This window comes from Streptomyces sp. DF42 (assembly GCF_058267695.1).
In genome coordinates this window covers 2,551,079-2,573,961 of the sequence record NZ_CM177859.1, presented here as the reverse complement: position 1 = coordinate 2,573,961, position 22,883 = coordinate 2,551,079, and the positions used below count along the sequence as shown (strand labels likewise).

20 protein-coding genes are annotated in these 22,883 nt (G+C 71.4%); 12 read left to right on the top strand and 8 right to left on the bottom strand.

Features of this window, described 5'->3' with window-relative positions:
• The first annotated feature begins 32 nt into the window (after nt 1-32).
• From ACYUED_RS11770 to ACYUED_RS11745, 6 genes are all read left to right on the top strand, one after another.
• The gene (locus ACYUED_RS11770; RefSeq protein WP_491292225.1) at nt 33-383 is read left to right on the top strand and encodes an avidin-fold protein; all 351 of its coding nucleotides are present in this window, start codon (nt 33-35) and stop codon (nt 381-383) included.
• Nucleotides 384-415: 32 nt separating this feature from the next.
• Complete coding sequence (locus ACYUED_RS11765; protein WP_491292224.1) at nt 416-1,657, top strand: NAD(P)/FAD-dependent oxidoreductase; 1,242 nt, start codon at nt 416-418, stop codon at nt 1,655-1,657.
• 66 nt (nt 1,658-1,723) lie between these two features.
• Complete coding sequence (locus tag ACYUED_RS11760) at nt 1,724-2,095, top strand: Rv2175c family DNA-binding protein (RefSeq protein ID WP_491292223.1); 372 nt, start codon at nt 1,724-1,726, stop codon at nt 2,093-2,095.
• A gap of 198 nt (nt 2,096-2,293) precedes the next feature.
• Nucleotides 2,294-2,950, top strand: coding sequence for a thiamine phosphate synthase (gene thiE, locus ACYUED_RS11755; RefSeq protein WP_491292222.1), 657 nt, complete (start codon nt 2,294-2,296; stop codon nt 2,948-2,950).
• 119 nt (nt 2,951-3,069) lie between these two features.
• Nucleotides 3,070-3,993 (top strand): methylenetetrahydrofolate reductase [NAD(P)H], encoded by a 924-nt coding sequence (metF, locus tag ACYUED_RS11750; protein ID WP_491292221.1) that lies wholly within the window; start codon nt 3,070-3,072, stop codon nt 3,991-3,993.
• Nucleotides 3,994-4,049: 56 nt separating this feature from the next.
• A complete protein-coding gene (locus ACYUED_RS11745) occupies nt 4,050-5,039 on the top strand; it encodes an SCO2102 family sporulation regulator (protein ID WP_491292220.1) in 990 nt (329 codons plus the stop codon).
• A 33-nt stretch (nt 5,040-5,072) separates the two neighbouring features.
• Here ACYUED_RS11745 and ACYUED_RS11740 read toward each other — a convergent pair whose 3' ends face one another.
• From ACYUED_RS11740 to ACYUED_RS11725, 4 genes are all read right to left on the bottom strand, one after another.
• Nucleotides 5,073-6,581, bottom strand: coding sequence for a phytoene desaturase family protein (locus ACYUED_RS11740; protein WP_491292219.1), 1,509 nt, complete (start codon nt 6,579-6,581; stop codon nt 5,073-5,075).
• A 504-nt stretch (nt 6,582-7,085) separates the two neighbouring features.
• Nucleotides 7,086-7,715, bottom strand: coding sequence for a TetR/AcrR family transcriptional regulator (locus ACYUED_RS11735; protein ID WP_491292218.1), 630 nt, complete (start codon nt 7,713-7,715; stop codon nt 7,086-7,088).
• A 47-nt stretch (nt 7,716-7,762) separates the two neighbouring features.
• Complete coding sequence (locus ACYUED_RS11730; RefSeq protein ID WP_491292217.1) at nt 7,763-9,847, bottom strand: YhgE/Pip family protein; 2,085 nt, start codon at nt 9,845-9,847, stop codon at nt 7,763-7,765.
• Nucleotides 9,819-10,610, bottom strand: coding sequence for an ATP-binding cassette domain-containing protein (locus tag ACYUED_RS11725; RefSeq protein WP_491292216.1), 792 nt, complete (start codon nt 10,608-10,610; stop codon nt 9,819-9,821). Before ACYUED_RS11725 ends, ACYUED_RS11730 begins: the two co-directional genes overlap by 29 nt.
• 161 nt (nt 10,611-10,771) lie before the next feature.
• On the opposite strand from ACYUED_RS11725, the gene ACYUED_RS11720 reads away from it, so the two are divergent.
• The 3 genes from ACYUED_RS11720 to ACYUED_RS11710 all read left to right on the top strand — a co-directional run bounded on the left by ACYUED_RS11720 (nt 10,772) and on the right by ACYUED_RS11710 (nt 13,010).
• Nucleotides 10,772-11,338, top strand: a complete 567-nt coding sequence (locus tag ACYUED_RS11720) for an SAV_6107 family HEPN domain-containing protein (RefSeq protein WP_266512752.1) — start codon at nt 10,772-10,774, stop codon at nt 11,336-11,338.
• A 174-nt stretch (nt 11,339-11,512) separates the two neighbouring features.
• Nucleotides 11,513-12,340: a methyltransferase gene (locus tag ACYUED_RS11715; protein WP_491292215.1), complete on the top strand. Its 828-nt coding sequence runs from the start codon at nt 11,513-11,515 to the stop codon at nt 12,338-12,340.
• A gap of 277 nt (nt 12,341-12,617) precedes the next feature.
• A complete protein-coding gene (locus tag ACYUED_RS11710) occupies nt 12,618-13,010 on the top strand; it encodes an SCO2097 family morphological protein (protein ID WP_232648209.1) in 393 nt (130 codons plus the stop codon).
• A gap of 81 nt (nt 13,011-13,091) precedes the next feature.
• Here the strand turns inward: ACYUED_RS11710 and ACYUED_RS11705 are convergent, their stop codons facing one another.
• From ACYUED_RS11705 to ACYUED_RS11690, 4 genes are all read right to left on the bottom strand, one after another.
• Nucleotides 13,092-15,593: a transglutaminase TgpA family protein gene (locus tag ACYUED_RS11705; protein ID WP_491292214.1), complete on the bottom strand. Its 2,502-nt coding sequence runs from the start codon at nt 15,591-15,593 to the stop codon at nt 13,092-13,094.
• Nucleotides 15,590-16,963: a DUF58 domain-containing protein gene (locus ACYUED_RS11700; protein WP_491292213.1), complete on the bottom strand. Its 1,374-nt coding sequence runs from the start codon at nt 16,961-16,963 to the stop codon at nt 15,590-15,592. The genes ACYUED_RS11705 and ACYUED_RS11700 overlap by 4 nt, the downstream gene beginning before the upstream one ends.
• The gene (locus tag ACYUED_RS11695; RefSeq protein WP_491292212.1) at nt 16,963-18,000 is read right to left on the bottom strand and encodes an AAA family ATPase; all 1,038 of its coding nucleotides are present in this window, start codon (nt 17,998-18,000) and stop codon (nt 16,963-16,965) included. Before ACYUED_RS11695 ends, ACYUED_RS11700 begins: the two co-directional genes overlap by 1 nt.
• Nucleotides 18,001-18,238: 238 nt before the next feature.
• Nucleotides 18,239-18,847 (bottom strand): beta-class carbonic anhydrase, encoded by a 609-nt coding sequence (locus ACYUED_RS11690; protein WP_491292211.1) that lies wholly within the window; start codon nt 18,845-18,847, stop codon nt 18,239-18,241.
• 380 nt (nt 18,848-19,227) lie between these two features.
• Between ACYUED_RS11690 and rsmH the strand changes: the two genes are divergently transcribed.
• The 3 genes from rsmH to ACYUED_RS11675 all read left to right on the top strand — a co-directional run bounded on the left by rsmH (nt 19,228) and on the right by ACYUED_RS11675 (nt 22,771).
• Nucleotides 19,228-20,184 carry a 16S rRNA (cytosine(1402)-N(4))-methyltransferase RsmH gene (gene rsmH / locus ACYUED_RS11685; protein ID WP_491292210.1) on the top strand — a complete coding sequence of 319 codons (957 nt, stop codon included), beginning with the start codon at nt 19,228-19,230 and terminating at the stop codon, nt 20,182-20,184.
• Nucleotides 20,185-20,246: 62 nt separating this feature from the next.
• Entirely contained in the window at nt 20,247-20,804 is a 558-nt protein-coding gene (ftsL, locus tag ACYUED_RS11680; protein ID WP_491292209.1) for a cell division protein FtsL, read from the top strand.
• Between the two features lie 5 nt (nt 20,805-20,809).
• Nucleotides 20,810-22,771, top strand: a complete 1,962-nt coding sequence (locus ACYUED_RS11675; RefSeq protein ID WP_491292208.1) for a peptidoglycan D,D-transpeptidase FtsI family protein — start codon at nt 20,810-20,812, stop codon at nt 22,769-22,771.
• Nucleotides 22,772-22,883: the final 112 nt, after the last annotated feature.

The window sequence follows — 22,883 nt, the reverse complement described above, 5'->3', positions numbered from 1 at the left end:
ACCCGCCGCGCCTCTGTAAGGAGCCCTCTGCCATGTCAGGCTCGCTCGACGGCCTCGTCCTCGCGCCCGTCGCCGACCAGGCTCCAGGTCAGGTGGGTACCCGTACCCGGTTCACGTACCACGAGAAGGACGGCGAGATCTGGGCCGAGTACGCGGGCGGCGACGTCGTACGCGGGCATCTGGTGGGTACCCGGTCGGGGGACCGGCTGGACTTCCGCTACGTCCAGCTCAAGCACGACGGGACGACGTCCTCGGGGCACTGCGTGTCGACGGTGGTGGAACTGCCGGACCGGCGGGTGCGGCTGGAGGAGACCTGGGAGTGGGAGTCGCAGCCGGGCAGCGGAACCAGTGTTGTGGAGCAGGTCACTGAGCGCGACCGCTGACTGACGAATTGTCAGTTGTCTATGGTGATCAGGTGAGTGAGCAGACGCGGGAAGTGAGCACGTCGCCGGAACGGCGCGTGGTCGTCGCCGGCGCGGGGATGGCCGGTGTGCAGACCGCCGTCGCCCTGCGCGAACAGGGCTTCACCGGCACCGTCACACTGATCGGCGCCGAGCCCCACCAGCCGTACGACCGGCCGCCGCTGTCCAAGGCCGTCCTGCTCGGCAAGGCCGAGGGCTCCGCCTTCGACGTCGACTTCGAGGCGCTCGGCATCGAACTGCAGCTGGGCCGCGAGGTGCTCGGCGTGCGTCCCGGCGAGCACGAACTGGACACCGAGGCCGGGCCCGTCCCGTACGACGTCCTGGTCCTCGCCACCGGCGCCGAGCCGATCACCCTGCCGGGCACGGAGGGCGTGCCCGGCGTGCATCTGCTGCGCACCCTGGACGACGCCGAGCGACTGCGGCCCGTGCTCGTGCGGCAGCACGACATCGTGGTCGTCGGCGCGGGCTGGATCGGCGCCGAATTCGCCACCGCCGCGCGCGAGGCCGGCTGCGCGGTGACCGTGGTCGAGGCCGCGGACCGGCCGCTCGCGGGAGCACTGCCGGCCGAGGTGGCCGCACCGATGGCGGCCTGGTACGCGGATGCCGGCGCCGTGCTGCGTACGCACGCGCGCGTGCAGCGCGTCGAGCCCGGCGCGGTCGTCCTCGACGACGGCACGAGGCTGCCCGCGGGCGCGGTCGTGGTCGGCATCGGCGCACGCCCCGCCACGGCCTGGCTGACCGGCTCCGGCATCGAGCTCGGCGCACACCGCGAGGTCGTGGCCGACACCCACCTGCGCACGTCCGCACCGGACGTCCACGCCGTCGGCGACTGCGCCTCCTTTCCTTCGGGACGGTATGGCGAGCGCCTGGTGGTCCACCACTGGGACAACGCCCTCCAGGGGCCGCGCACGGTGGCGGCGAACATCGTCGGCGAGGCCACCGACGAACCCCTGGCGGTCTACGACCCGGTCCCGTACTTCTGGTCCGAGCAGTTCGGACGCTTCGTCCAGTACGCCGGCCACCACGCGTCCGCCGACACGACCCTGTGGCGCGGCGACCCGTCGGGGCCCGCCTGGTCCGTGTGCTGGCTGCGCGAGAACCGACTGGTCGCCCTGCTGGCGGTGGGCAGGCCGCGGGACCTGGCGCAGGGCAGACGGCTGATCGAGGCGGGCACACCGATGGACCCGGAGCTGCTCGCGGATCCGGCGAAGCCGTTGAAAGCCGCCGCGGTGTAGTGCAAAAGCCGCAGGTCGGACGCTCCTGGCTTCCGACTGTCAGTGCGGGATGGCAGGCTTGATTCCGTGACCGAGATTGACGCAAAGATCGATGCTCTCGTCCCCGCCTGGCTCACGCTGCCCGACATCGCAGAGATGCTCGATGTCGAGGTGACGCGCGTGCGACAGCTGGTCAAGGAGGGCCAAGTCATCGCCGTACGCCGTGGTGAGAACCGTGCGCTGCACGTCCCCGCCGCCTTCATCGACGGGACCGAGCAGAAGGTCGTCAAGGGCCTGACCGGCACCCTGACGCTCCTGCGGGACGACGGCTTCACCGACGAAGAGATGCTCGAATGGCTCTTCACCCCCGACGAGAGCCTGCCCGGCACCCCCGCGCAGGCTCTGAGCGAGAATCGAGGCACGGAGGTGAAGCGCCGGGCCCAGGCGCTCGCCGTCTGATCCGAACAGGCTGATCCGAACACCGTCCGGCGTACGGGCCGGGGCCGGCCAAGGCCACGGCCGCGGTTCACTGCGGCCCGCAGCTCTGCAGGTTCACTGAGATCCGCAGGTCCACTGCGGTCCGCGGGGGCCGACGGCCACGGCCCGTCCCCGAGCCCGTACGCCGCCGACACGGAACGACACCGGGGGGACCCTCGTATGCCCGACACCGCCGTCACCGCACGCGCCCGGCTCGCCGACGCGCGCCTCTACCTGTGTACGGACGCCCGCAGGCGCCAGGGCGACCTGCCCGAGTTCCTGGACGCCGTCCTGGCCGGCGGCGTCGACATCGTGCAGCTGCGCGACAAGGGCATGGAGGCGGCCGAGGAGCTGGAGCACCTGAAGGTCCTCGCCGACGCCTGCGCCCGTCACGACAAGCTGCTGGCGGTCAACGACCGCGCGGACGTCGCGTACGCCGCCGGCGCCGGCGTACTCCATCTGGGCCAGGGCGACCTCCCGGTCCCCGCGGCCCGCGCGATCCTCGGGGACGACGTCCTCATCGGTCGCTCGACGCACGCGGAGGCGGAAGCGGCGGCCGCCGCCGTCCAGGAGGGCGTCGACTACTTCTGCACCGGCCCCTGCTGGCCGACCCCCACCAAGCCCGGCCGGTACGCCCCCGGCCTCGACCTGGTCCGGTACACCGCCTCCCTCGGCACCGACCGCCCCTGGTTCGCCATCGGCGGCATCGACCTCGGCAACCTCGACGAGGTGCTCGCGGCCGGCGCCCGCCGGGTCGTGGTCGTTCGCGCGATCACCGAGGCGGACGACCCCGGCGCGGCGGCGGCCGACTTCGCGAAGCGGCTGCGGAATCCCTGAGCGGGCAGCCGGAATCCCTGAGCGGGCAGGCTGTCCAAGGGGTGGACAACAAGTCGACAAAACGGGCAAATTACCGGCGCTCGGTTGGGGGACCGCCCACCCCTGGTTAACCTGCGAGTATGGCCCTCGGAACCGCATCCACAAGGACTGATCGCGCACGCACCGTGCGGGACATGCTCGCCACGGGCAAGACGACGTACTCCTTCGAGTTCTCGGCGCCCAAGACGCCCAAGGGTGAGCGGAACCTGTGGAGCGCGCTGCGCAGGGTCGAGGCCGTGGCCCCCGACTTCGTCTCCGTGACCTACGGCGCCGGCGGCTCCACCCGCGCGGGCACGGTCAAGGAGACCGAGCAGATCGTCGCCGACACCACGCTGACCCCGGTCGCCCACCTCACCGCGGTCAACCACTCCATCGCCGAACTGCGCAACATCATCGGCCAGTACGCCGACGCCGGGATCCGCAACATGCTCGCCGTGCGCGGCGACCCGCCCGGCGACCCCATGGGCGACTGGGTGCCGCACCCGACGGGTCTGACCTACGCCGCCGAACTCGTCCAGCTCATCAAGGAGTCGGGCGACTTCTGCGTAGGCGTCGCGGCCTTCCCGGAGATGCACCCGCGCTCCGAGGACTGGGACGCGGACGTCGCCTGCTTCGTGGACAAGTGCCGAGCCGGCGCCGACTACGCCATCACGCAGATGTTCTTCCAGCCGGAGTCCTATCTGCGGCTGCGTGACCGGGTCGCCGCGGCGGGCTGCGACACCCCCGTCATCCCCGAAGTGATGCCGGTGACCAGCGTGAAGATGCTGGAGCGGCTGCCCCAGCTCAGCAACGCGCACATCCCGGCCGCCCTGAAAGAGCGAATCCTCACAGCAAAAGACGATCCGACCGCTGTACGCTCCGTTGGCATCGAATTCGCCACGGAGTTCTGCGCGCGGCTGCTGGCCGAGGGCGTGCCCGGACTGCACTTCATCACGCTCAACAACTCCACGGCGACGCTGGAAATCTACGAGAACCTGGGCCTGCACCACCCCCCGCGGGCCTAGACCAGCCGCACGGGTATACGACACACTGCGTAGCGGCGACTGGGAGAGGGGCGTACATGGGCTATACGGTCCTCTACATCGCGTTCGGAATCGTCGCGCTGTGGCTGCTGGGTGAGGTGCTGCTGCAGTACAAGGCGCGGCTGCGCTGGCGGTTGCTCGCCTTCGCCGGCTTCCTGTGCGTCGTGGCCGGAGTGCTGATCTCGCAAGTGATCGTCATCGGGCTGGGCGCGGCCGCGTTCGCGGTCGGCCAGACCTACGTCACGCTGTCGTTCCGCCGTGGCTTCTCCGCGGGCTGGGCGGTCAAGCGCCCCGACGAGGACGGCGCCGGTACCAAGCGCAGGCGTGGCGCGGCGGACCGCCAGGACCCGAGCCTGGAAGTCTCCGACCTGGAGCCGGGTGAGAGCGGGTACGGCGACCGGGCGGCCGCCTACAACCGCGAAAGCGTGTCGTACAACGACGACGACTACGACCGCGACGACGTCTTCACCCCCGCCCGCTCCGCCGCCGAGCCCACGGCCGCGGAGTCCACCGCGGTGTACGAGCCGCAGCCCCTGCCCGACGACACCGGCTCGTACGGCATATACAACGACAACACGTACACCGCGGCCAACGACACGTCCTACGCGAACGCCGGCCAGGCCCAGGACCAGTACGCGACAACGGCCCAGGGCGCCGACCAGGCCTACGCGTACGACTACTCCGGGTACGACCAGCAGCAGTACGGCTACGACACCACCGGCCAGCAGCAGTACGCCGCCTATTCCGACCCGTACATCGGTACCCAGACCTACGGCGGCGGCTACGACGCCACCTACGGTCAGTACACGCAGCAGGGCTACGGACAGGACCAGTACGCCACCGGCACCTACGGTGGCGAGACCCCGGCCGGCGGCGTGTGGGTTCCGCAGCAGCGCACCGACGAGACCTACGGCGGCGAACTCCCGCAGGAGCAGCCCTACCCCTACCAGGACAACAACGGTCAGGGGCAGGGACAAGCGCAGGGGCAGGCGCAGGGGAACGGGTACGACGAGCAGTACCGCTTCTGAGAGCCCCTCAGTGAGCCCCCCGGCGCGGGGCGCTCACTGAGAACCCCTGAACTCCGGCCCCTCCACGATCAGTCCGGCCACCAGCGCGCCCGACATGCCGGCATGGGGGAGACCGCCGCCGGGGTGGGACCACCCTCCGACCCGGTAGAGACCCGGGAACCGGGTGGTGTTGGCCGGGTGCAGGAAGCGCCCGCTTCCCGCGGCCAGCGAAGGAGCGGACAGACCACCGAACGCGGCGCCTGCTTCCTTCTCGCCGTCTTCCGGCGGCCGCACCTCGCGCCACAGGATCCGCTCACGCAGCCCCGGTATCGCGGCCCCGGCCGCGGCGACGAGCGCGTCGGCGAGGCGTTCGTCCCGCTCCGGCGGATGCGGGTCGGACCCCGTCGCCACCACCGCGGACACGACCACGGACTCGTGCCCGTCGTCCGGTCTCAGCGCCGGGTCGTCCGGCCGCAGCACGGTCACCGTGGGCCGGACGGGCTCGGCCGCGCCGGAGCCCAGCGAGTCCAGCTCGGCCGCGCGGTCGGGCGCGTGCACGACCGTGTGATGAACCGCACCGGCCTCCCGCGGGCCGCTCAGCGCCAGCAGCACGGTGAACCGTCCGGGGCGGGGGGCGGTGTCGGGCCGTACATCGCCCTCCTCGTCGAGCAGACGCTCCGTCAGCCCCCGCAGACGTACGGGATGCACACCGGCCACCACATGGTCCGCCTCCACCAGGGAGGTGCCCCCGGCCAGCTCGATCCCGGCCGCGCGGCCGTCCTTCTCCAGCAGTCCCGTCACCTCGGCGCCGAAGTGGAACTCGACCCTGCGAGCCACGCACCGCTCGTACACCGCGCGCGCCAACTCCCTTACGCCGCCGCGGACATACCAGCTCCCGAAGGCGTGCTCCATGTACGGCAGCACGGCCGCGCTCGCCGGAGCGACGCGCGGATCGAGGCCGTACGAAAGGGCGTAACTCTCCAGCAGGGCCGTGAGCCGGGGATCGCGCAGCTCCCAGGCGCCGACCTCGGCGAGCGTGGTGGCGCGTCGCGTGCGCAGCAGCCGCTTGTGCGGGACCGCCGGGTACGGGTCACGCTCGGCCAGTACCGACCAGTTGGGCCACAGGGGCTCCTCCAACAGGGGCCGGCGGGTGCGGTCCCAGGCCTCACGGGCCCGCACCAGGAAGTCGCCCCAGCGCCCGCCCGCGCCGGCTCCGAGGGCCTCGTCCAGGGCCGCGACCGCGCCCGCGCGCGAGGCGTTCGGCAGGGACACCTCCGTGCCGTCCGCGAAGACGTGCCGTGAGGACGGATCGACCTGGACCAGCTCGACGCACGCCTCCAGCGGCTCCTTGCCGGTCTTGACGAACAGATCACGCCAGACGGCGGGCAGCGTCAGCAGCCCAGGGCCGGCGTCGAAGCCGAACCCGTCCCGCTCGAAGCGGCATACCGCCCCGCCGTACGTCTGAGCACGCTCGTACACCGCGACCCGGTGGCCCGCCACGGCCAGCCGGGCGGCGGCCGCCATCGCGCCCATCCCGGCGCCGATCACCGCAATCCGTCCCATGCCCGCGACCTTACCGACCGCCACTGACAGCCACGGCACGAGTGGTCCGCCGGGTGGCCGTCCGGTCTGCGCGGCGAGTCCGCGTTTCTCCCGTCGCCCGCCGGGGGGAGGCAGGACGAGCCAAGGGGAGTACGGACACGGAGGCGATCGGGACCAGTCGGGAACGGAGCGCCCTGGGGGTGAGTGCGCAGCACTGAGTACGCGTACCTAGTGGGTGAGATGAGTACGCGCGCGGATGGGCCCGACCTGCGTGAACGAGAGAGTGGAGACACGGAAAGGGGCGCGGCTCCGGCACCGGCGACACGGGGCGTCGGAACGGAGCGGCCCCGGATCCGCTCCTTCCGCCGACCGAGGTCGGCGGGAGCGAGGCACGGGGGAACCCGGGGGAACGGACCGGAACGGGGGTCCGACGGGGGAAGAGAAAACGGGGGAGTACGGGAAGGCGCCGGTTCGAGGTGGCCCGCGGGGGACGCGGCCACATCGGACCGGCGCTTTCGTGTGTGCTCAGCGCTGCCCGCTCACGCGCCCCTGGAGCAGCCGGGACAGCGCCGCGTGGACATCGTCCAGGGAGCGCTCCGGCTGGAAGGACTGCCAGTCCAGGGCGGCCACCAGGACCATGCCGACCAGCGCCGACGCGGTCAGTGACACGTCGATCTCGTCGCTGAACTCGCCGTTCGCCACGCCCTCGCGCAGCACGTCCTCGACGACAGCGACCGCCTGCTGGCGGACCACCATCAGCGTGGACTGCCAGGCCCTGTTGGTGCGCCACATCTCGGCCACGTACAGCTGGGTGAAGGCCGGATAGCGGTCGATGAAGACGAGACCCGCCCGGACCATCGCGTCCAGCGCGTCCACCTTGCTGCCGCCGTCCCTGGCCGTCCGCTCGGCCGCCTCCCGCAGGGAGGCGGTGAGGAGCCCGACGCCGTGTCGCAGCAACTCCTCGAAGAGAACGGACTTGCTCGCGAAGTTGTAGTAGACCGTGCCCTTCGCGACCCCGGCACGCTCGGCGATCTCGTCCACCGTGGTGGCGGAGAAGCCCTGCTCGGCGATGAGCGTGACGGCCGCCTCGTAGAGCTTCTGTCGGGTGGCCTCGCGGCGGGTGCTGCCGCCCGGCGTGGCGCTGCTGCGTTCCATGGTCCTGATTGTCACAGGAGCCGTACCCCCGGACGGCGCCGCAGGGCTCACAGGGTCAGCTCCGGGTGCAGCCGGTCCAGCGTCCACACCTGCCGGCGGCGGGCCGACACCGCGGTCAGTGCGAGGGCGCCCGCGGTGAACGCCACGAGCACCACGCACGCGTGCCACACCGGTCCCGTGCCGCCGCCCGTGATGAGCCTCCTCAGGGCCTCCACGACGTAGCTCATCGGCAGGAAGGGGTGGATCGCGTTGAAGAAGCCCGGACTGGTCTGTACGGGGTACGTGCCGCCGGCGGAGGTCAACTGGAGCATCAGCAGGGCGAGGACGAGGATCCGGCCCGCCGCCCCGAAGCGCGCGTTCAGCCACTGCACGATCGCCCCGAAGCACGCCGTCACCAGGAACAGGAAGCCGACGGTGCCGGCCGCCCGGTCCAGTTGCAGGCCGATCGCCCAGTGCAGCACCGACATCAGGGACACGGTCTGCAGTACGCCGATCGCGACCACCGGGAGCCAGCCCGCCAGCGCGATCCGCCACGCCGGGGCGCCCGTGGCGAGCGCGCGCCGGTTCATCGGCGGGATCAGCATGTACGCCACCATCGCGCCCACCCACAGGGACAGCGGGATGAAGTACGGGGCGAACCCGGTGCCGTAGTTGGGCGCCTTGTGCAGGTCCTTGGAGACGAGCCCGACCGGGTCCGCCATCACCTGGGTGCGCTTGTCGCGGTCCTGCTTGTCGTAGTCGGGGATCTGCCCCGCGCCGTCGTGCAGCCCGCCCGCGAGCCTGCCCGAGCCGTCGACGAGCTTGTACATGCCGCCGTTGAGGGTCTGGGCGCCGGTCTTCAGCTTGCCGAGGCCCTCGTCCAGGTCTCCGGCACCGTTCTTGGCCGTACCGAGCCCCTTGTGCAGCTTCTTGGCGCCCGCGGCGACCTTCCCGGCGCCCTCGTTCAGCTTGTTGACCTTGGAGACGGCGTCGTCGAGGTCCTCGGAGAGGTGCGGCGCGCGGTCGGCGAGTGCCTGGGCCTGCGTCTGGAGGGTGGCCAGGTTCTTGTCGAGCTTCTTCAGGTCGCCGTCCTGGTCGCCGATCAACGTGTTCAGGTCGTCGGCGATCGTCGACACGTCGTCGGCCGCCTCCTTCGCCTTCTTCAGGTCGGAGCAGGCCGCGTCCGGCAGCACGGGGTTCTCGCAGCGTGTCCTGTAGACGTCGTCCAGCGTGTCGGAGGCCGCATGCGCGCCCTTGGCGGCGACCGGGGCCGTCTTCACCAGGGTGCCGAGATTGTGGCGGATCGCCTTGGAGGAGTCGGCGACCAGCTGGGCGGTGTCCCCGATGGTCTTCTCGTTGCCCTTCAGGAACGGGCCCGCCTTCTTGTCGATCCCGTTGACCTTGTCGGCGAGCGTCTGCGTGCCCGCCGCGACCTGCTTCGAGCCGTCCTCCAGGTCGCCCGCGCCCGTGTCGAGCTTCCGCAGGCCCCTGGAGAGCTTGCCGCTGCCGTCCTTGGCGTCCTTCAGCCCGTCGGCGAGGTCCTTCGACCCCTTTTCCGCCTTCCCGATACCGCCGCTCAGCTTGTCGGCGCCGTTCGCCGCCTTCACCGTCGCGCCGTGGATGTCGGAGAACGAGATGAAGATCTTGTCCAGGAAGGACCGTGACGCCTTCGTGGACGCGGCCTGACGCACCTCGCTGAACACCGTCCGCGAGATCTGCCCGACGATGTAGTTGTTCGCGTCGTTCGTACGCACCTGGAGTGCGCCCTTCTGCGGCGAGTCACCCGCGCTGGACGCGATCCGCTCGCTGAGGTCGGCCGGCATGGTCAGCGACAGGTAGTACGTGCCGTCCTCCACGCCCGCGCGTGCCTCGGCGGAGCTCACCTCGTGCCACTCGAAGACGTCGCTGTCGCGCAGCCCCTGGGTGAGGGCGTCGCCCGCCGCGATCCTCTCCCCGTCGGCCGTCGCCCCCTTGTCGTCGTTGACGAGCGCCACCGGGATGCGGTCCAGACGGCCGTACGGGTCCCAGAAGGACCACAGGTACAGGGCTCCGTACAACAGCGGCAGCACGAGGAGCGCCACCATGGCGGCGCGCGGCAGCCTGCCCCTGCCGAAGCGCCTCAGCTCAAGAGCGGCCAGTTTCGGCGAGCGCATCGGCCCTCCCCTTTCCCTCGGTGGCTGCGACGTCCTGCGTGGCGGTGACGCCTTCGGCGGCTGCGACGTCCCCGGTGGCTACGGCGACGGTGTCGTCCGGAGCCTCGCTGCACACCGCCACGACGGTCGTCCCGGACTCGGCGATCGACCTCAACAGCGCCCAGACCTCGCCCCGTTCGGCCTCCGAGAGCTTGAGGTCGGTGTCGTCGACGCCGAGCAGCCGAGGGCGCCCGAGCAGGGCGAGCGCGAGGGACAGCCGCAGCGCCTCCAGCCGTTCGAGATCGCGTACGGCCGTCCGGGAGCCCTTGGGCAGCGCCTCCCGGTCCAGCCCGGCGGCAGCCAGCGCGGTGTCGATCCGCAGCCTGGCCTCGGCGACGCGCTCCGCACGCGGCCGCAGCAGCGCACGCAGCGAGTCGCCGAACCGCCGTTGCAGCAGCGCCCGTTCGTGCAGATGCTCGCCCACGGTCAGCGCCGGGTCGAGATCGGTGACCCCGCCGACGTGCGCGAGCCCACTGACCCGGCGCACGGCCGCCATCTGCTTGGGCAGCTTCCACTCGCCCACCCCTGCCGCACCCTCCGTGGGTTTCATCCGTCCCGTGAGCGCGAGCAGCAGGCAGGTGCGGCCGGACCCGGACGGTCCCTCGATCGCGATCAGCGAGCCGGGCTCCGCGTCGAACGTGACGTCGCGGAAGGCCCAGCCGCGAGGGCCCCTGAGTCCGAGGCCGCGGGCCGTGACACCGATTCCGGGCACGGTTCCCCCCATTCCCCTGATTTGAACTGACTGGTCAGTGCAAAAAATAACGCGAACTCTCGATCGACGCAAAAGCCCAGGTCAGAACGGATTGTCAGTGGCATACCGCACGATGGGCACATACGGCGGCCCGTATCGGGGCATGCCGTCACGCAGACGACAGGAGGTTCGTCATGGCCAGCTATCACGCAGCAGCCGCCCGTCGGCGCCGTGCCACCGGTCCTGCCCCCTCACTGACCGGTCCGGCCAGCGACGTCCACCCGGTGCTCCGCCGGACCACGGCCCCGCCCGCCGCCCTCGACCTGCTGGCCCAGGCCCGCGCCGGGCTGGACGAGGCAGCCGTCCTCGAAACGCCGAACGAGCGCTATGCCACCGCCCACCTCGCCGCCCTGCGCACCGCCGCCGCCGTGCTCGCCGCGCGAGGGCGCCCCGAGCCGTCGTCCCGACGCCGGGCCCGCATCCGGAGCGCTTGGGAAGTCCTCCCCGAAATCGCGCCCGAACTGACCGAGTGGAGCGCGCTGTTCGCCTCCGGTGCCCGGCGCCGCGCCCGGGCCGAGGCGGGCATCCCGGGCGCGGCCGGCCGCCGCGACGCCGACGATCTGATACGCGACGTGGCGATGTTCCTGCGCCTCGTCGAGCGGATGCTCGTCCTCCAGCCGGTCCTCCCGCAGCCGCGCCAGGACGCCGACCATCCGCAGACCGAAGCGGAGAGCGACCGTGACTTACCGGACACGGGATGAGTCCGTCCGCCGTACGAGACGGCGGGTGGGGCACACCACCGCGGTGACCAGGCAGGGCACCGGAGGCAATAGGGTGGAAGGCGCCTGAAGCCTTCCCTCTCGCATCCCGGCGGGGGAGGCACTCCGTTCGCTCCGCCGTGCAAGGGGCGGTGCCGCGCCGAGGAGTCAACTGCCGTGTCGGACCCGATGCGCCCGCCCGTCTCCCACCACCACCCCCAGACGACGTCGTCACGCACCGACCCCCCTCGCCCCCGTGCCTCCCTCCGTACGGCCGTGGTCTGGGAGGTCCTGCAGGAGGCCCTCGAACGCCGGGTGAAGGCCACGGGCCGGGAGTCGCTGGACGTCCTCGACACCGGGGGCGGCAGCGGCAACTTCGCGGTGCCCGTCGCCCGTCTCGGCCACCGGGTCACCGTCGTCGACCCCAGCCCCAACGCCCTGTTCGCTCTGGAGCGCCGCACCGCCGAGGCCGGAGTCGCCGACCGGGTGAGGGGTGTCCAGGGCGACGCCCACGGCCTCTTCGACGTGGTCGAGCGGGGCGGCTATGACGTGGTGCTGTGCCATGGCGTCCTGGAGTACGTCGACGACCCGGCCGAGGGCGTGCGCAACGCCGTGGCCGCCCTGCGGTCCGAGGGAGTGCTCAGCCTGCTCGCCGCGGGGCTGGGCGGCGCCGTGCTCGCGCGCGCCCTCGCCGGCCACTTCAAGGAGGCCAAGCAGGCCCTCGAAGACCCGAACGGCCGCTGGGGCGACGGCGACCCCGTGCCGCGCCGCTTCACCGCCGCGCAGCTCACCTCGCTGGCCGAGGGCGCGGGCCTCAGGGTCGGCGCCGTGCACGGCGTACGGGTCTTCGCCGACCTCGTCCCGGGCGTCCTCGTGGACACGGAGCCGGGCGCCCTGGAGGCGCTGCTGAAGCTGGAGGAGGCGGCGGCCGAGCTCCCCGCCTTCCACTCCGTCGCCACCCAGCTCCACGTGCTCGGCGAGACGCAGGGGGCCTCCGAGGCCTGAGCCGCCTCCTGCGGTGCACCGCTGATCAGGGACTTGGCCGCACATGGAGTAGGCCACAGGCCCCCCGATCGGAGCCTCAGCGCCGTATGATCGAGGGAGACCACCCGGCATGACGGGTCGGCCGCTGGGGAATGCAAGCTTCAGCGAGCCGGGACGTCCATGGCGGATTCCGGTTGGCCAATTGGCGCAGAGGGGCGGGTTTCACGGGGGCGATTCCCTGCCTATCCTGAAGGGACCCCCCGGGTCGCCCCGGCGACTGCACGATGAGGAGGACTCCGTGCCGCTCTCGGAGCACGAGCAGCGCATGCTCGAGCAGATGGAGCGAGCGCTGTACGCCGAAGATCCCAAGTTCGCGACAGCGCTTGAGGGAAGCGGGCTGCGTACGTACACCCGGCGACGGGTCTACCAGGCGGTCGCCGGCTTTCTCGTGGGTATCGCGCTCCTCATGGCTGGAATGGTCGCCAAGCAGGTCTGGCTCAGCGTGGTGGGTTTCCTCGTCATGCTCGGCTGTGCGGTTCTCGCCGTGACCGGCTGGCGCAAGGCCCCCAAGCCGGGTGAACAGCCCGCCGCAGGTGCCCCGCACGCGCGCCGTCAGGGACGGCAGAAGCGCTCCATGATGGACCGCATCGAGCAGCGCTGGCAGCGCCGCCGCGACGAGCAGGGCCACTAGCACCTCCCAGACGCAGATGAGGGGGTGACCACCCGCCCGGGTGGTCACCCCCTCACACATGCCCGGAAGACCGGGGCGCCGTCAGCCGCTCTGCTGCCCCGGCCGTCGCACCAGCGTCGACCAGCGGTTCGCCCAGCGGGCCTTGAGGAGTGTCCAGCGGTCCGTGAAGTCCCACACCGCGCGGATGGCCGACCGGGGCGCCACGACCGCCCGTACCCGGGTGGTCCAGCCGGCGCTCGACCGCAGCGCCACCCGCAGCCGGTGCACGTCGTCGGCCAGCCCGGGCACAGCCTGCGGCTCCGGTGCGAACAGCACCTGCTCCACCGCACTCGCCACCCGGTGCACCGCCTCGGCGGTCGCCGTATCCAGCTGCCCCAGCCGCACGATGCGCGCGGCCGCCTTCCGTGGGGTCAGCGCGTCGTCCGGCGCGATGCCGTAGTCCCAGGCCGTGTCGGTGAGTTCGCGCCAGACGGCCAGGACATGGCCCGCGGCGACCTCGGCGGCGTATCGCGAGTCGGCCTCGATCTGCAGGGCCGTCACCTCGATGTCGCCGGCGGCCCCTGTGTCCGTCCCCCGTGCCGTGCGGCCCTGTCGGGTCCGCCGCATGCCCGACGCGGAGTGCTGGGCCGAGGCCAGTCGCACCGAGCGCCGTCGCAGTCGCCAGAGCATGGGCAGCAGCGGCACCGCGACCGCGAGGAGCCCCAGCAGAGCCCAGCCCGCGATCTTGTACCACGGGAGGCCGTCGTCGCCCGGCGTGGCGGTGTCCAGCGGGAGCGCCGCCGCGCAGGCCTCGAGCTTCTTCAGCTGCGCCGAGCAGCTCGTGCTCGCCGACGGTGCCGCGGAGGCGGACGAGCCCGCCGACTGCGAGGGCCGCGTCACGTCGGGAAGGCTGTTGCCCGGCGTGTCCGTCTGCGTGTACGAGGGCGTCACGCCGCGGTTCGGCGTCGGCTCGAAGCGGGTCCAGCCCACGCCCTCGAAGTACAGCTCGGGCCAGGCGTGCGCGTCCTTGAGACCCACCGACACCGAGCCGTTCGCCTGTGGCGTGCCCGGGGCGAAGCCCACCGCGACCCGGGCGGGGATGCCCAGGCTGCGGGCCATCGCCGCCATCGCGAAGGAGAAGTGGACGCAGAAGCCCTCCTTGTCCTTCAGGAAGCGGGCGATCGCCTGCGGGCCGTTGCCCACCTGCACCTGGGTGCTGTACTGGAAGCCGCCGTTCATCGCGAAGTAGTCCTGGAGCTTGACCGCCTGTTCGTAGTGGCTGGTCGAGCCCTTGGTGACCGTGCGGGCGGTCCTGCCCACCACCGCGGGCACCGAGTCCGGAAGCCTGGTGTAGTCACGCTTCAGGGACGCCGGCGGCTCCGGGGCAGCGGCGAGCTGCTGCGGCGTCGGCTGCACATCGAGGCTCTTGACCAGATAGGTCTTGCGACGCGTGGTCTCTCCGTGGTCGCCGACCAGCGTCATGCCCACCGGTTCGTAACGCCACTTGCCACCGACGTCCACGCCACTGGGCGGGTACGGCATCGGCAGCCAGTCCTGGGCGTACCGGTCGGCGGCCGAGATCCGGGTCTCGATCTCCGCCCGCTTGACGTCCGGGGCGAGGCCGACCGGGGTCGGGAACTTGTCCGGTACGCCGGTGACATGCCGCTTGGACGGCTTCCAGGTGCTGCCGTCGAAGTCGTCGAGCGACACGATCCGCAGGTACATGTTCGAGAGGTCGTTGCTGTTCGTCTTGAGGGACAGGACCTGGCGGTCCTCGTCCACGTTCAGACTGTCGCGCAGCGACACCAGGGGGTTCACCGCGGAGATGGTGCCGCCGCTGCCGTTGCCCGAGCCCACGCCCGTCCCGGCCGCGTCCAGCAGGCCGCCGTTCATCGCGGGCAGAGCCGCCGGCACCACCAGGGCGACGCCCAGCGCGACCACCCCGATACGCCGGCCGGTGCGGACCGGCGCCACCGCGCCGGGCTCCCCGCTCTGGGAGCGCGCCGCACCGCCGAAGATCCGGCCCCACTGCGAGAGCCGTTCGCGTCCCTCGGCCAGGAGCAGCATCAGATAGCCGGCCGCCGCGACCAGGAACCACAGCCAGTCCGTCCCACCGTCGGAGAGTCCTGCGGCGACGGAGTACAGCGCGAGCAGGGGCAGTCCGGCCGGGGCGGCGCTGCGGAAGGTCACCGCGAGCGTGTCCACCGCGAGACCGATCAGCAGGACTCCGCCGAAGACCATCAGCCGGATGCCGGCGGACTCCAGGGGAGCCGGGATCGCATACCGCGCGATGTCGTCGCCCCCCTGGCGCAGCAGATCGGCGATGTGACGGAACGCCTCAGGCCCGGGGACGATCCCGAGCAGCGCCTGCTGCCGGGCGAAGACCAGGGTCAGCATCATCAGCGTGACGAGCGCCTGCGCCGCCACTGTCAGGGGCCGCGCCAGGGGCACTCGCCGGGTCGCCGCGCCCACGCCCGTCTGCACACCCAGCATGACGGCCACCTGAAGGATCCACGTGGCCGGGGTGAGCAGGGGCAGCAGGGCGCAGGACGTCATCAGAGTGGCCGCCCAGGCACACAGCGCCAGTCGTGCGCGCCCGCTCATGAGACCACCCCCTCACCGGTCGTCCCGCCCGCCGCGGCGAGGCCCGTGCGCTCACGGTCCGCCTGACGCCACAACCCAGCCAGCGAAGCGCCCCTGGGCACCCTCAGGGCTGTCCATCCCGCCTCCCGCAGCATTCGCAGCCGCTCCTCGCCCCTGTCCAACGGACCGGGCACATCGGTCGGTTCCCGCACCCAGCCGCCGGTGTCCAGCAGGAAGGCGACCGCGCCTCCGCTGCGCTGCCGCATCTTGGCGGCCACCGCGGCCTGTTCCTCGTCCAGATCGCCGAAGAAGGCCACGAGAAGCCCTTCGTTCCCGCCGCGCAGTACGTCGTACGCCCGGGACAGACCCGTGCCGTCCGAGTGGTCGACCACCGCGAGGGTGTCCATCATCAGTCCGGCCGAGTCGGCCGTCTCCTGGCTCGCGCCCGCGAACCCGTCGGCGCCCTCGCCGGGCACCGAGGTGCCGGTGTCGGTCAACAGGCGGACGGAGAAGCCCCGTTCCAGCATGTGCACCAGGACGGACGCCGTGCCCGACACGGCCCATTCGAAGGCCGAGTCGGGGCCCGCGCCCTCGAAGGCGATGCCCCGGGTGTCGAGCAGCACCGTGCAGCGGGAGCGCTGGGGCTGCTCCTCGCGGCGCACCATCAGCTCGCCGTAGCGGGCGGTCAGGCGCCAGTGGACGCGGCGCAGGTCGTCGCCGTAGCGGTAGCCGCGCGGGATCACGTCGTCCTCGCCGGCCAGGGCGAGCGAGCGCTGCCGCCCGTCGCCGTACCCCTTGGCCTCGCCCGTCAGCCGCACCGGCGGCAGCGCCTCCACGCGCGGGATCACCGTCAGGTTGTCGTACGTCGAGAAGGACCGGGTCAGCTCGCACATCCCGAACGGGTCGGTCAGACGCAGCTGCAGCGGGCCCAGCGGATAGCGGCCGCGCAGGTCGGAGCGGACCCGGTAGGACACCTCGCGGCGGCCTCCCGGCTCCACCCGGTCCAGTACGAACCGGGGGCGCGGGCCGAGCACGTACGGCACCCGGTCCTGCAGCATCAGCAGGCCGGTCGGCAGCCGCGAGACGTTGTCCATCCGCAGATGGACACGGGCTTCGCTGCCGGCGGGCACGCGCGCGGGGGAGAGGCGGCGGCTGCCGGCCACCCGGTAGCGCGTGCGGTACAGGAACAGCGCGCAGACCAGGGGCAGCACGGCGAGCAGCAGGCCGACCCGCAGCAGGTCGCTCTGTCCCAGGACGTAGGCGCAGACGGCGGCCGCGACGCCCGCCGCCAGGAAGGAGCGTCCGCGGGTGGTCAGGCCCGCGAGGGCCGTACGGACACCGCCCCTCTCGCTGTGGCCGGTGTCCGGGCGGCCCGTCCCCCCGGTAGTCATCACAACCTCCGCGGCGGTTGCTGGCCGTACGCCGCACTGCCGTGGCCCAGGGGGCCGTAGCCGCTCTGCTGGGGCGCCGCGGGCACCGGGGTGCGCTGCAGGATCTCCTGCACGACCTGCTCCGCCGAACGGCGGTTGAGCTGGGCCTGGGCGGTGGGCAGCAGGCGGTGCGCCAGGACGGCGACGGCGAGTGCCTGCACGTCGTCCGGCAGCGCGTACTCCCTCCCGCTCAGGGCAGCGGATGCCTTCGCCGCGCGCAGCAGATGCAGCGTCGCGCGCGGGGAGGCGCCGAGTCTGAGGTCGGGATGGGTGCGGGTGGCGGCGACCAGGTCCACCGCGTACCGCCGGACCGCGTCGGCGACGTGGACGCCGCGAACGGCCTCGACCAGCTTCACGATGTCGTGTGCGTGCGCCACCGGCTGCAGGTCGTCCAGTGGGTTCACCCCGCCGTGGATGTCGAGCATCTGCAGCTCGGCCTCCGCGCTGGGGTAGCCCATGGAGACCCTGGCCATGAAACGGTCGCGCTGGGCTTCGGGCAGCGGGTAGGTGCCCTCCATCTCGACCGGGTTCTGTGTGGCCACCACCATGAAGGGGCTGGGCAGCTCGTAGGTCGTCCCGTCGATGGTGACCTGGCGCTCCTCCATCGATTCCAGCAGCGCGGACTGCGTCTTCGGCGAGGCGCGGTTGATCTCGTCGCCGATCACGATCTGCGCGAAGATCGCGCCCGGCTTGAACTCGAAGTCCCGGCGCTGCTGGTCCCAGATGGACACACCTGTGATGTCCGAGGGCAGCAGGTCGGGGGTGAACTGGATACGTCGCACCGAACAGTCGATGGACTTGGCCAGCGCCTTGGCCAGCATGGTCTTGCCCACGCCGGGGACATCCTCGATCAGAAGATGTCCCTCGGCGAGCAGTACGGTCAGCGAAAGCCGCACGACCTCGGGCTTGCCCTCGATCACTCCTTCCACCGAACTGCGGACCCGCTCCACAGTGGCAGTCAGATCTGTAAGGCTCGCTCGATCGTCATAGGTCGTCACCCGGCCCTCCTCGGCCCGTTCTTTCTCCGGGCCGTCGCTCTGCGATGAGGACCGGCCCACCCCGAAACACGGACACCACGCGTGAATAGTTCCGCGCGACGTCACACACCGCATTCTTGCTGCCGTTACCGATTCGTGTCACTCGACTGTGGACAACTGGCTGCGATATGTCGGGTTTTGCGACGCTTGGGCTTCAGCGTGCGGCGGTTTTGCGAAAAACGAGAAGGGCCGGGGACGGTCACACGGGGTCGATCTCGCGCAGCAGGCCCGTCCTCACGTCGAAGACGAAGCCGCGTACGTCGCCGGTGTGCAGCAGGAACGGCGAGGTGCGCACGCGCTGCATGGACTGCCGCACGTCCTGGTCGACGTCCGCGAAGGCCTCGGCCGCCCAGGCGGGGCGCTGGCCGACCTCCCGCTCCAGTTCGGTGCGGAAGTCCTCGGTGATCGACTCCATGCCGCAGCCGGTGTGGTGGATGAGGACGATGCTGCGGGTGCCGAGCTTGCGCTGGCTGATGGTGAGCGAGCGGATCACGTCGTCGGTGACCACGCCGCCGGCGTTGCGGATGGTGTGGCAGTCGCCGAGCTGCAGGCCGAGCGCCTTGTGCAGGTCGATACGGGCGTCCATGCATGCCACGACCGCGACGTGCAGGACGGGGCGGGCGTCCATTCCGGGGTCGGTGAATTCGGCGGCGTACCGCTCGTTGGCGACCACGAGGCGGTCGGTGACGGTGTCTCCCCGTATTGCGCCTTCGGAGTCGGTGGGAACGGATGCGGAAGTCGTCATATCTATAACGTTACTGGTCACAAGCGATCCGGTCGCGGTGTGAGAGCGGGAAAAGGGAGTCATCACAGTCCTCTTGTGAGGTAACCCACATGGGTGGCCGGCAGGGAGCCGCGCGGATGATTTTCCCGGATTCACCGCATCGCACTCATGCCGGACCGCGACGCGCAGGCCGGTTGATTGACCGCGAGACACCGTGGACTAAAGTGACGCGAAGCGGGAGACGAGGCTCTCCCTGCTGGACTGCATTCCCCGGAGGCCCCGGCTCGCGCACGGACGGTCTCCCCACGTGCGCGGCGCGTACGTACGGCTCGGCCTCCTCCCGCTCCCGGTCGGCTGACGCTCTCGGCGCCGGCAGGCCTCCCCTTCACCGGGGGTCCCCCAGCTTGCTGGGGTAGGGCGGGGACCCGGCGGTGCGTACACCGTGCCGGATCTGAGAGGGCCCCTTGAGCCAGAGTCGACACGTCCCGGTGATGCTCCAGCGGTGCCTGGACCTGTTGGCCCCCGCCCTGCAGCGGCCGGGAGCGGTGGTCGTCGACTGCACGCTCGGCCTCGGCGGCCACAGCGAGGCCCTGCTCACCCAGTTCCCCGAGGCTCGGCTCGTCGCCCTCGACCGCGACAAGGAGGCGCTGCGCCTGTCGGGCGAGCGGCTCGCGTCCTTCGGTGAGCGGGCCACCCTGGTGCACGCGGTCTACGACGAGCTCCCGGACGTACTGGAACGGCTCGGCCTCGCGCGCGTGCAGGGCGTCCTGTTCGACCTCGGCGTCTCCTCCATGCAGCTCGACGAGGCCGACCGCGGCTTCGCCTACGCCCAGGACGCCCCCCTCGACATGCGCATGGACCAGACGACCGGCATGAGCGCCGCCGAGGTCCTCAACACCTACCCCCCGGGTGAACTCGTCCGGATCCTGCGCGCGTACGGCGAGGAGAAGCAGGCCAAGCGGATCGTGTCCGCGATCGTGCGCGAGCGCGGGAAGGAGCCGTTCAGCAACAGCGCGCGGCTCGTCGAGCTCATCAGGGACGCGTTGCCGCAGGCCGCCAAGCGAACCGGCGGCAACCCCGCCAAGCGCACCTTCCAGGCCCTGCGCATCGAGGTCAACGGCGAGCTCTCCGTCCTGGAGCAGGCGATCCCGGCCGCGGTGAAGTCGCTGGACGTGGGCGGACGGATCGCCGTCCTGTCGTACCACTCGCTTGAGGACCGCCTGGTCAAACAGGTGTTCGCAGCGGGCGCCGCGAACACCGCCCCGCCCGGTCTGCCGGTGGTGCCCGAGCGCTACCAGCCCCGGCTCAAGCTGCTCACGCGTGGTGCCGAACTTCCCACCGAGGAAGAGGTCGCCGAGAACCGGCGGGCGGCACCGGCGCGGCTGCGCGGCGCCCAGCGCATCAGGGAGGACGCCGAGTGAGTCGGATTTTCGAACGAGCCGGGGAGTGGGCGAGTTGGGAAACCGGACTCACTGGAGGCCTTGTGAGTAGGAAACCCGAACTGAGAGGGCGCGCCGCCCGGCTCGCCCGGCTCTTCCCGGGACCGGGAAACCGTGGACAGGCGGCCCGCACCCCCTTCGTCCTCCTCGTCGTGCTCCTCCTCGGCGGCGGACTGATCGGGCTCCTGGTGCTGAACTCCGCGGTCAGCGAGGGCTCGTTCCGGCTCGACGACCTCCAGAAGGACACCAAGAGCCTCACCGACGAGGAACAGGCGCTCCAACGGGACATCGACTCCTACTCCGCCCCGGAGGCCCTCCAGCGCCGCGCCCGTGAGCTGGGCATGGTCCCCGGCTCGGACCCCGCCTTCCTGAACCCCGACGGCACCGTGAAGGGCGTCCCCTCGGCCGCCGCCGAGCAGTCCGCGGCAGGGATGCCACTCGTCCTGCTCCCGCCGGAGGCCCTCGCCTCCGCACCGGACCCCGGCACGCCCCCCACTCCCACTCCGGTAGCCACTCCCACTCCGGCGGCCGCCCCCGCCCAGGCGACCACCCTCACTCAGGCGACCACCCCCGCCCAGACGACCACGATCCTCGGCAGGTGACGGAAGTGTCCGACAGGGAACCGCCGCGCCGCCGCGTGCCCGGCCCCGCACGTCCCGCCCGTCCCGTCGCCGGCCAGCGCCGCCCGAGCCCCGGCGCCCGCCCGGCCCGCCGTCCGGCGCCGGCCCGCCCCGCGGCCCCGAACGCACTGAGGCTGGGCAGCCCGCGTCCCCGGCTGCGCATGGTCAGCCTGGCGCTCACCCTGGTACTCATCGCGTTCGTCGTGCGGCTGCTGCAGGTGCAGGCCGTCGACGCGAGCGCGTACGCCGCCAAGGCCGAGCAGAACCGCTACGTCGGCCATGTCCTGGCCGCCGAGCGCGGCGGCATCACCGACCGCAACGGCGTGGCTCTCGCGGCCAGTGTGGACGCGTACGACCTCACGGCCGACCCCACGATGTTCAACCGCAAGCAGCTGAAGATCGACGACGGACCCGAGCAGGCGGCCGCGCTCCTCGCGCCGATTCTCGGCATGGACCAGGACACGCTCCTGAAGAAGCTGCGCCCTCAGAACAGGGAACTGCGCTACGTCCTGCTCGCCCGCCGGCAGACCCCGCAGGTCTGGAAGCAGATCAAGGACCTGAAGGCCGCGCTCACCGCGAAGGGCGAGAAGGACAAGTCCACGGTCAACGTCCTCGCCGGCGTCTTCGCCGACCCCAGCAGCAAACGCGTCTACCCCAACCAGGACCTCGCCGCCGGGATACTGGGCTGGGTCAGCGACGACGGCAAGGGCGGCGGAGGCGTAGAGCAGGAGTTCAACCAGGACCTCGCCGGCAAGGACGGCAAGATCCGCTACGCGCAGTCCGGCGGCCGCCTGGTGCCCACCGCGGGCTCCGCCGAGACGCCCCCCGTGCCCGGCAGCGACGTCGAGCTCACCATCGACCGCGACATCCAGTGGGCGGCGCAGAACGCGATCACCGAGCAGGTCAAGGAGTCCAGGGCGGACCGCGGCTACGTGATAGTGCAGGACACCCGGACCGGCGAGATCCTCGCCATGGCCAACTCACCCGGCTTCGACCCGAACGACCTGTCCAAGGCGAACCCGAACGCCCTGCACAACTGGGCCGTCGAGGACGCCTTCGAGCCCGGCTCCACCGCGAAGATCATGTCGATGGCGGCCGTACTGCAGCAGAACGTCGCCACCCCCCTCACGCATGTCGTCGTGCCGAACCGGCTGCACCGCGGTGACCGGCTCTTCAAGGACGACATCGACCACGCCACCTGGAACCTGACGCTCAACGGTGTGCTCGCCAAGTCCAGCAACATCGGCACCATCCTGGCCACCGGCCAGCTGGGCAAGACACAGGCACAGGCCAACAGGGTCCTCTACTCGTACCTGCGCAAGTTCGGCATCGGCAGCTACAGCGGACTCGGCATCCCGGGGGAGACCAAGGGCATCCTCGCCCCGCCCGACAAATGGTCGACGTCGCAGCAGTACACGATTCCTTTCGGCCAGGGTGTGTCCCTCAACGCGATGCAGGCGGCCTCCGTCTACTCGACCATCGCCAACGGCGGCGTCCGCGTCGAACCCACGCTCGTGCGCGGCACGAAGGGAGCCGACGGGCGCTTCACGCCTGCCGCGCAGCCGAAGAAGACCAGGGTCGTCAGTGCCAGGACGGCGAAGACGCTCGCCCAGATGCTGGAGTCGGTGGTGGACGACGAGGAGGGCACGGGCGCCAAGGCGCGCATCCCCGGCTACCGGGTCGCGGGCAAGACGGGTACGGCCAACCGCGTGGATCCGGCCACCGGCAAGTACCGCGGCTACACCTCGTCGTTCGCCGGATTCGCACCTGCGGACAACCCCCGCATCACCGTCTACTGCGCCATCCAGAACGCCACGAGCGGCAGTTACTTCGGCGGCCAGATCTGCGGACCCATCTACAAGAAGGTGATGGAGTTCGCACTGAAGACCCTTCAGGTCCCGCCCACGGGAGCCAAACCCGCGAACCTGCCGGTCTCCTTCACGCCCTGATCAGCGCAACCAGCCAGGAACGCTCCGTGACCATGATCACCCCCGGCCCGGGCAACCCGGGCACCCCCCGCCCCTCGCCCGCCCGTCGCCCACCGCCACCCTTGCCGGACCG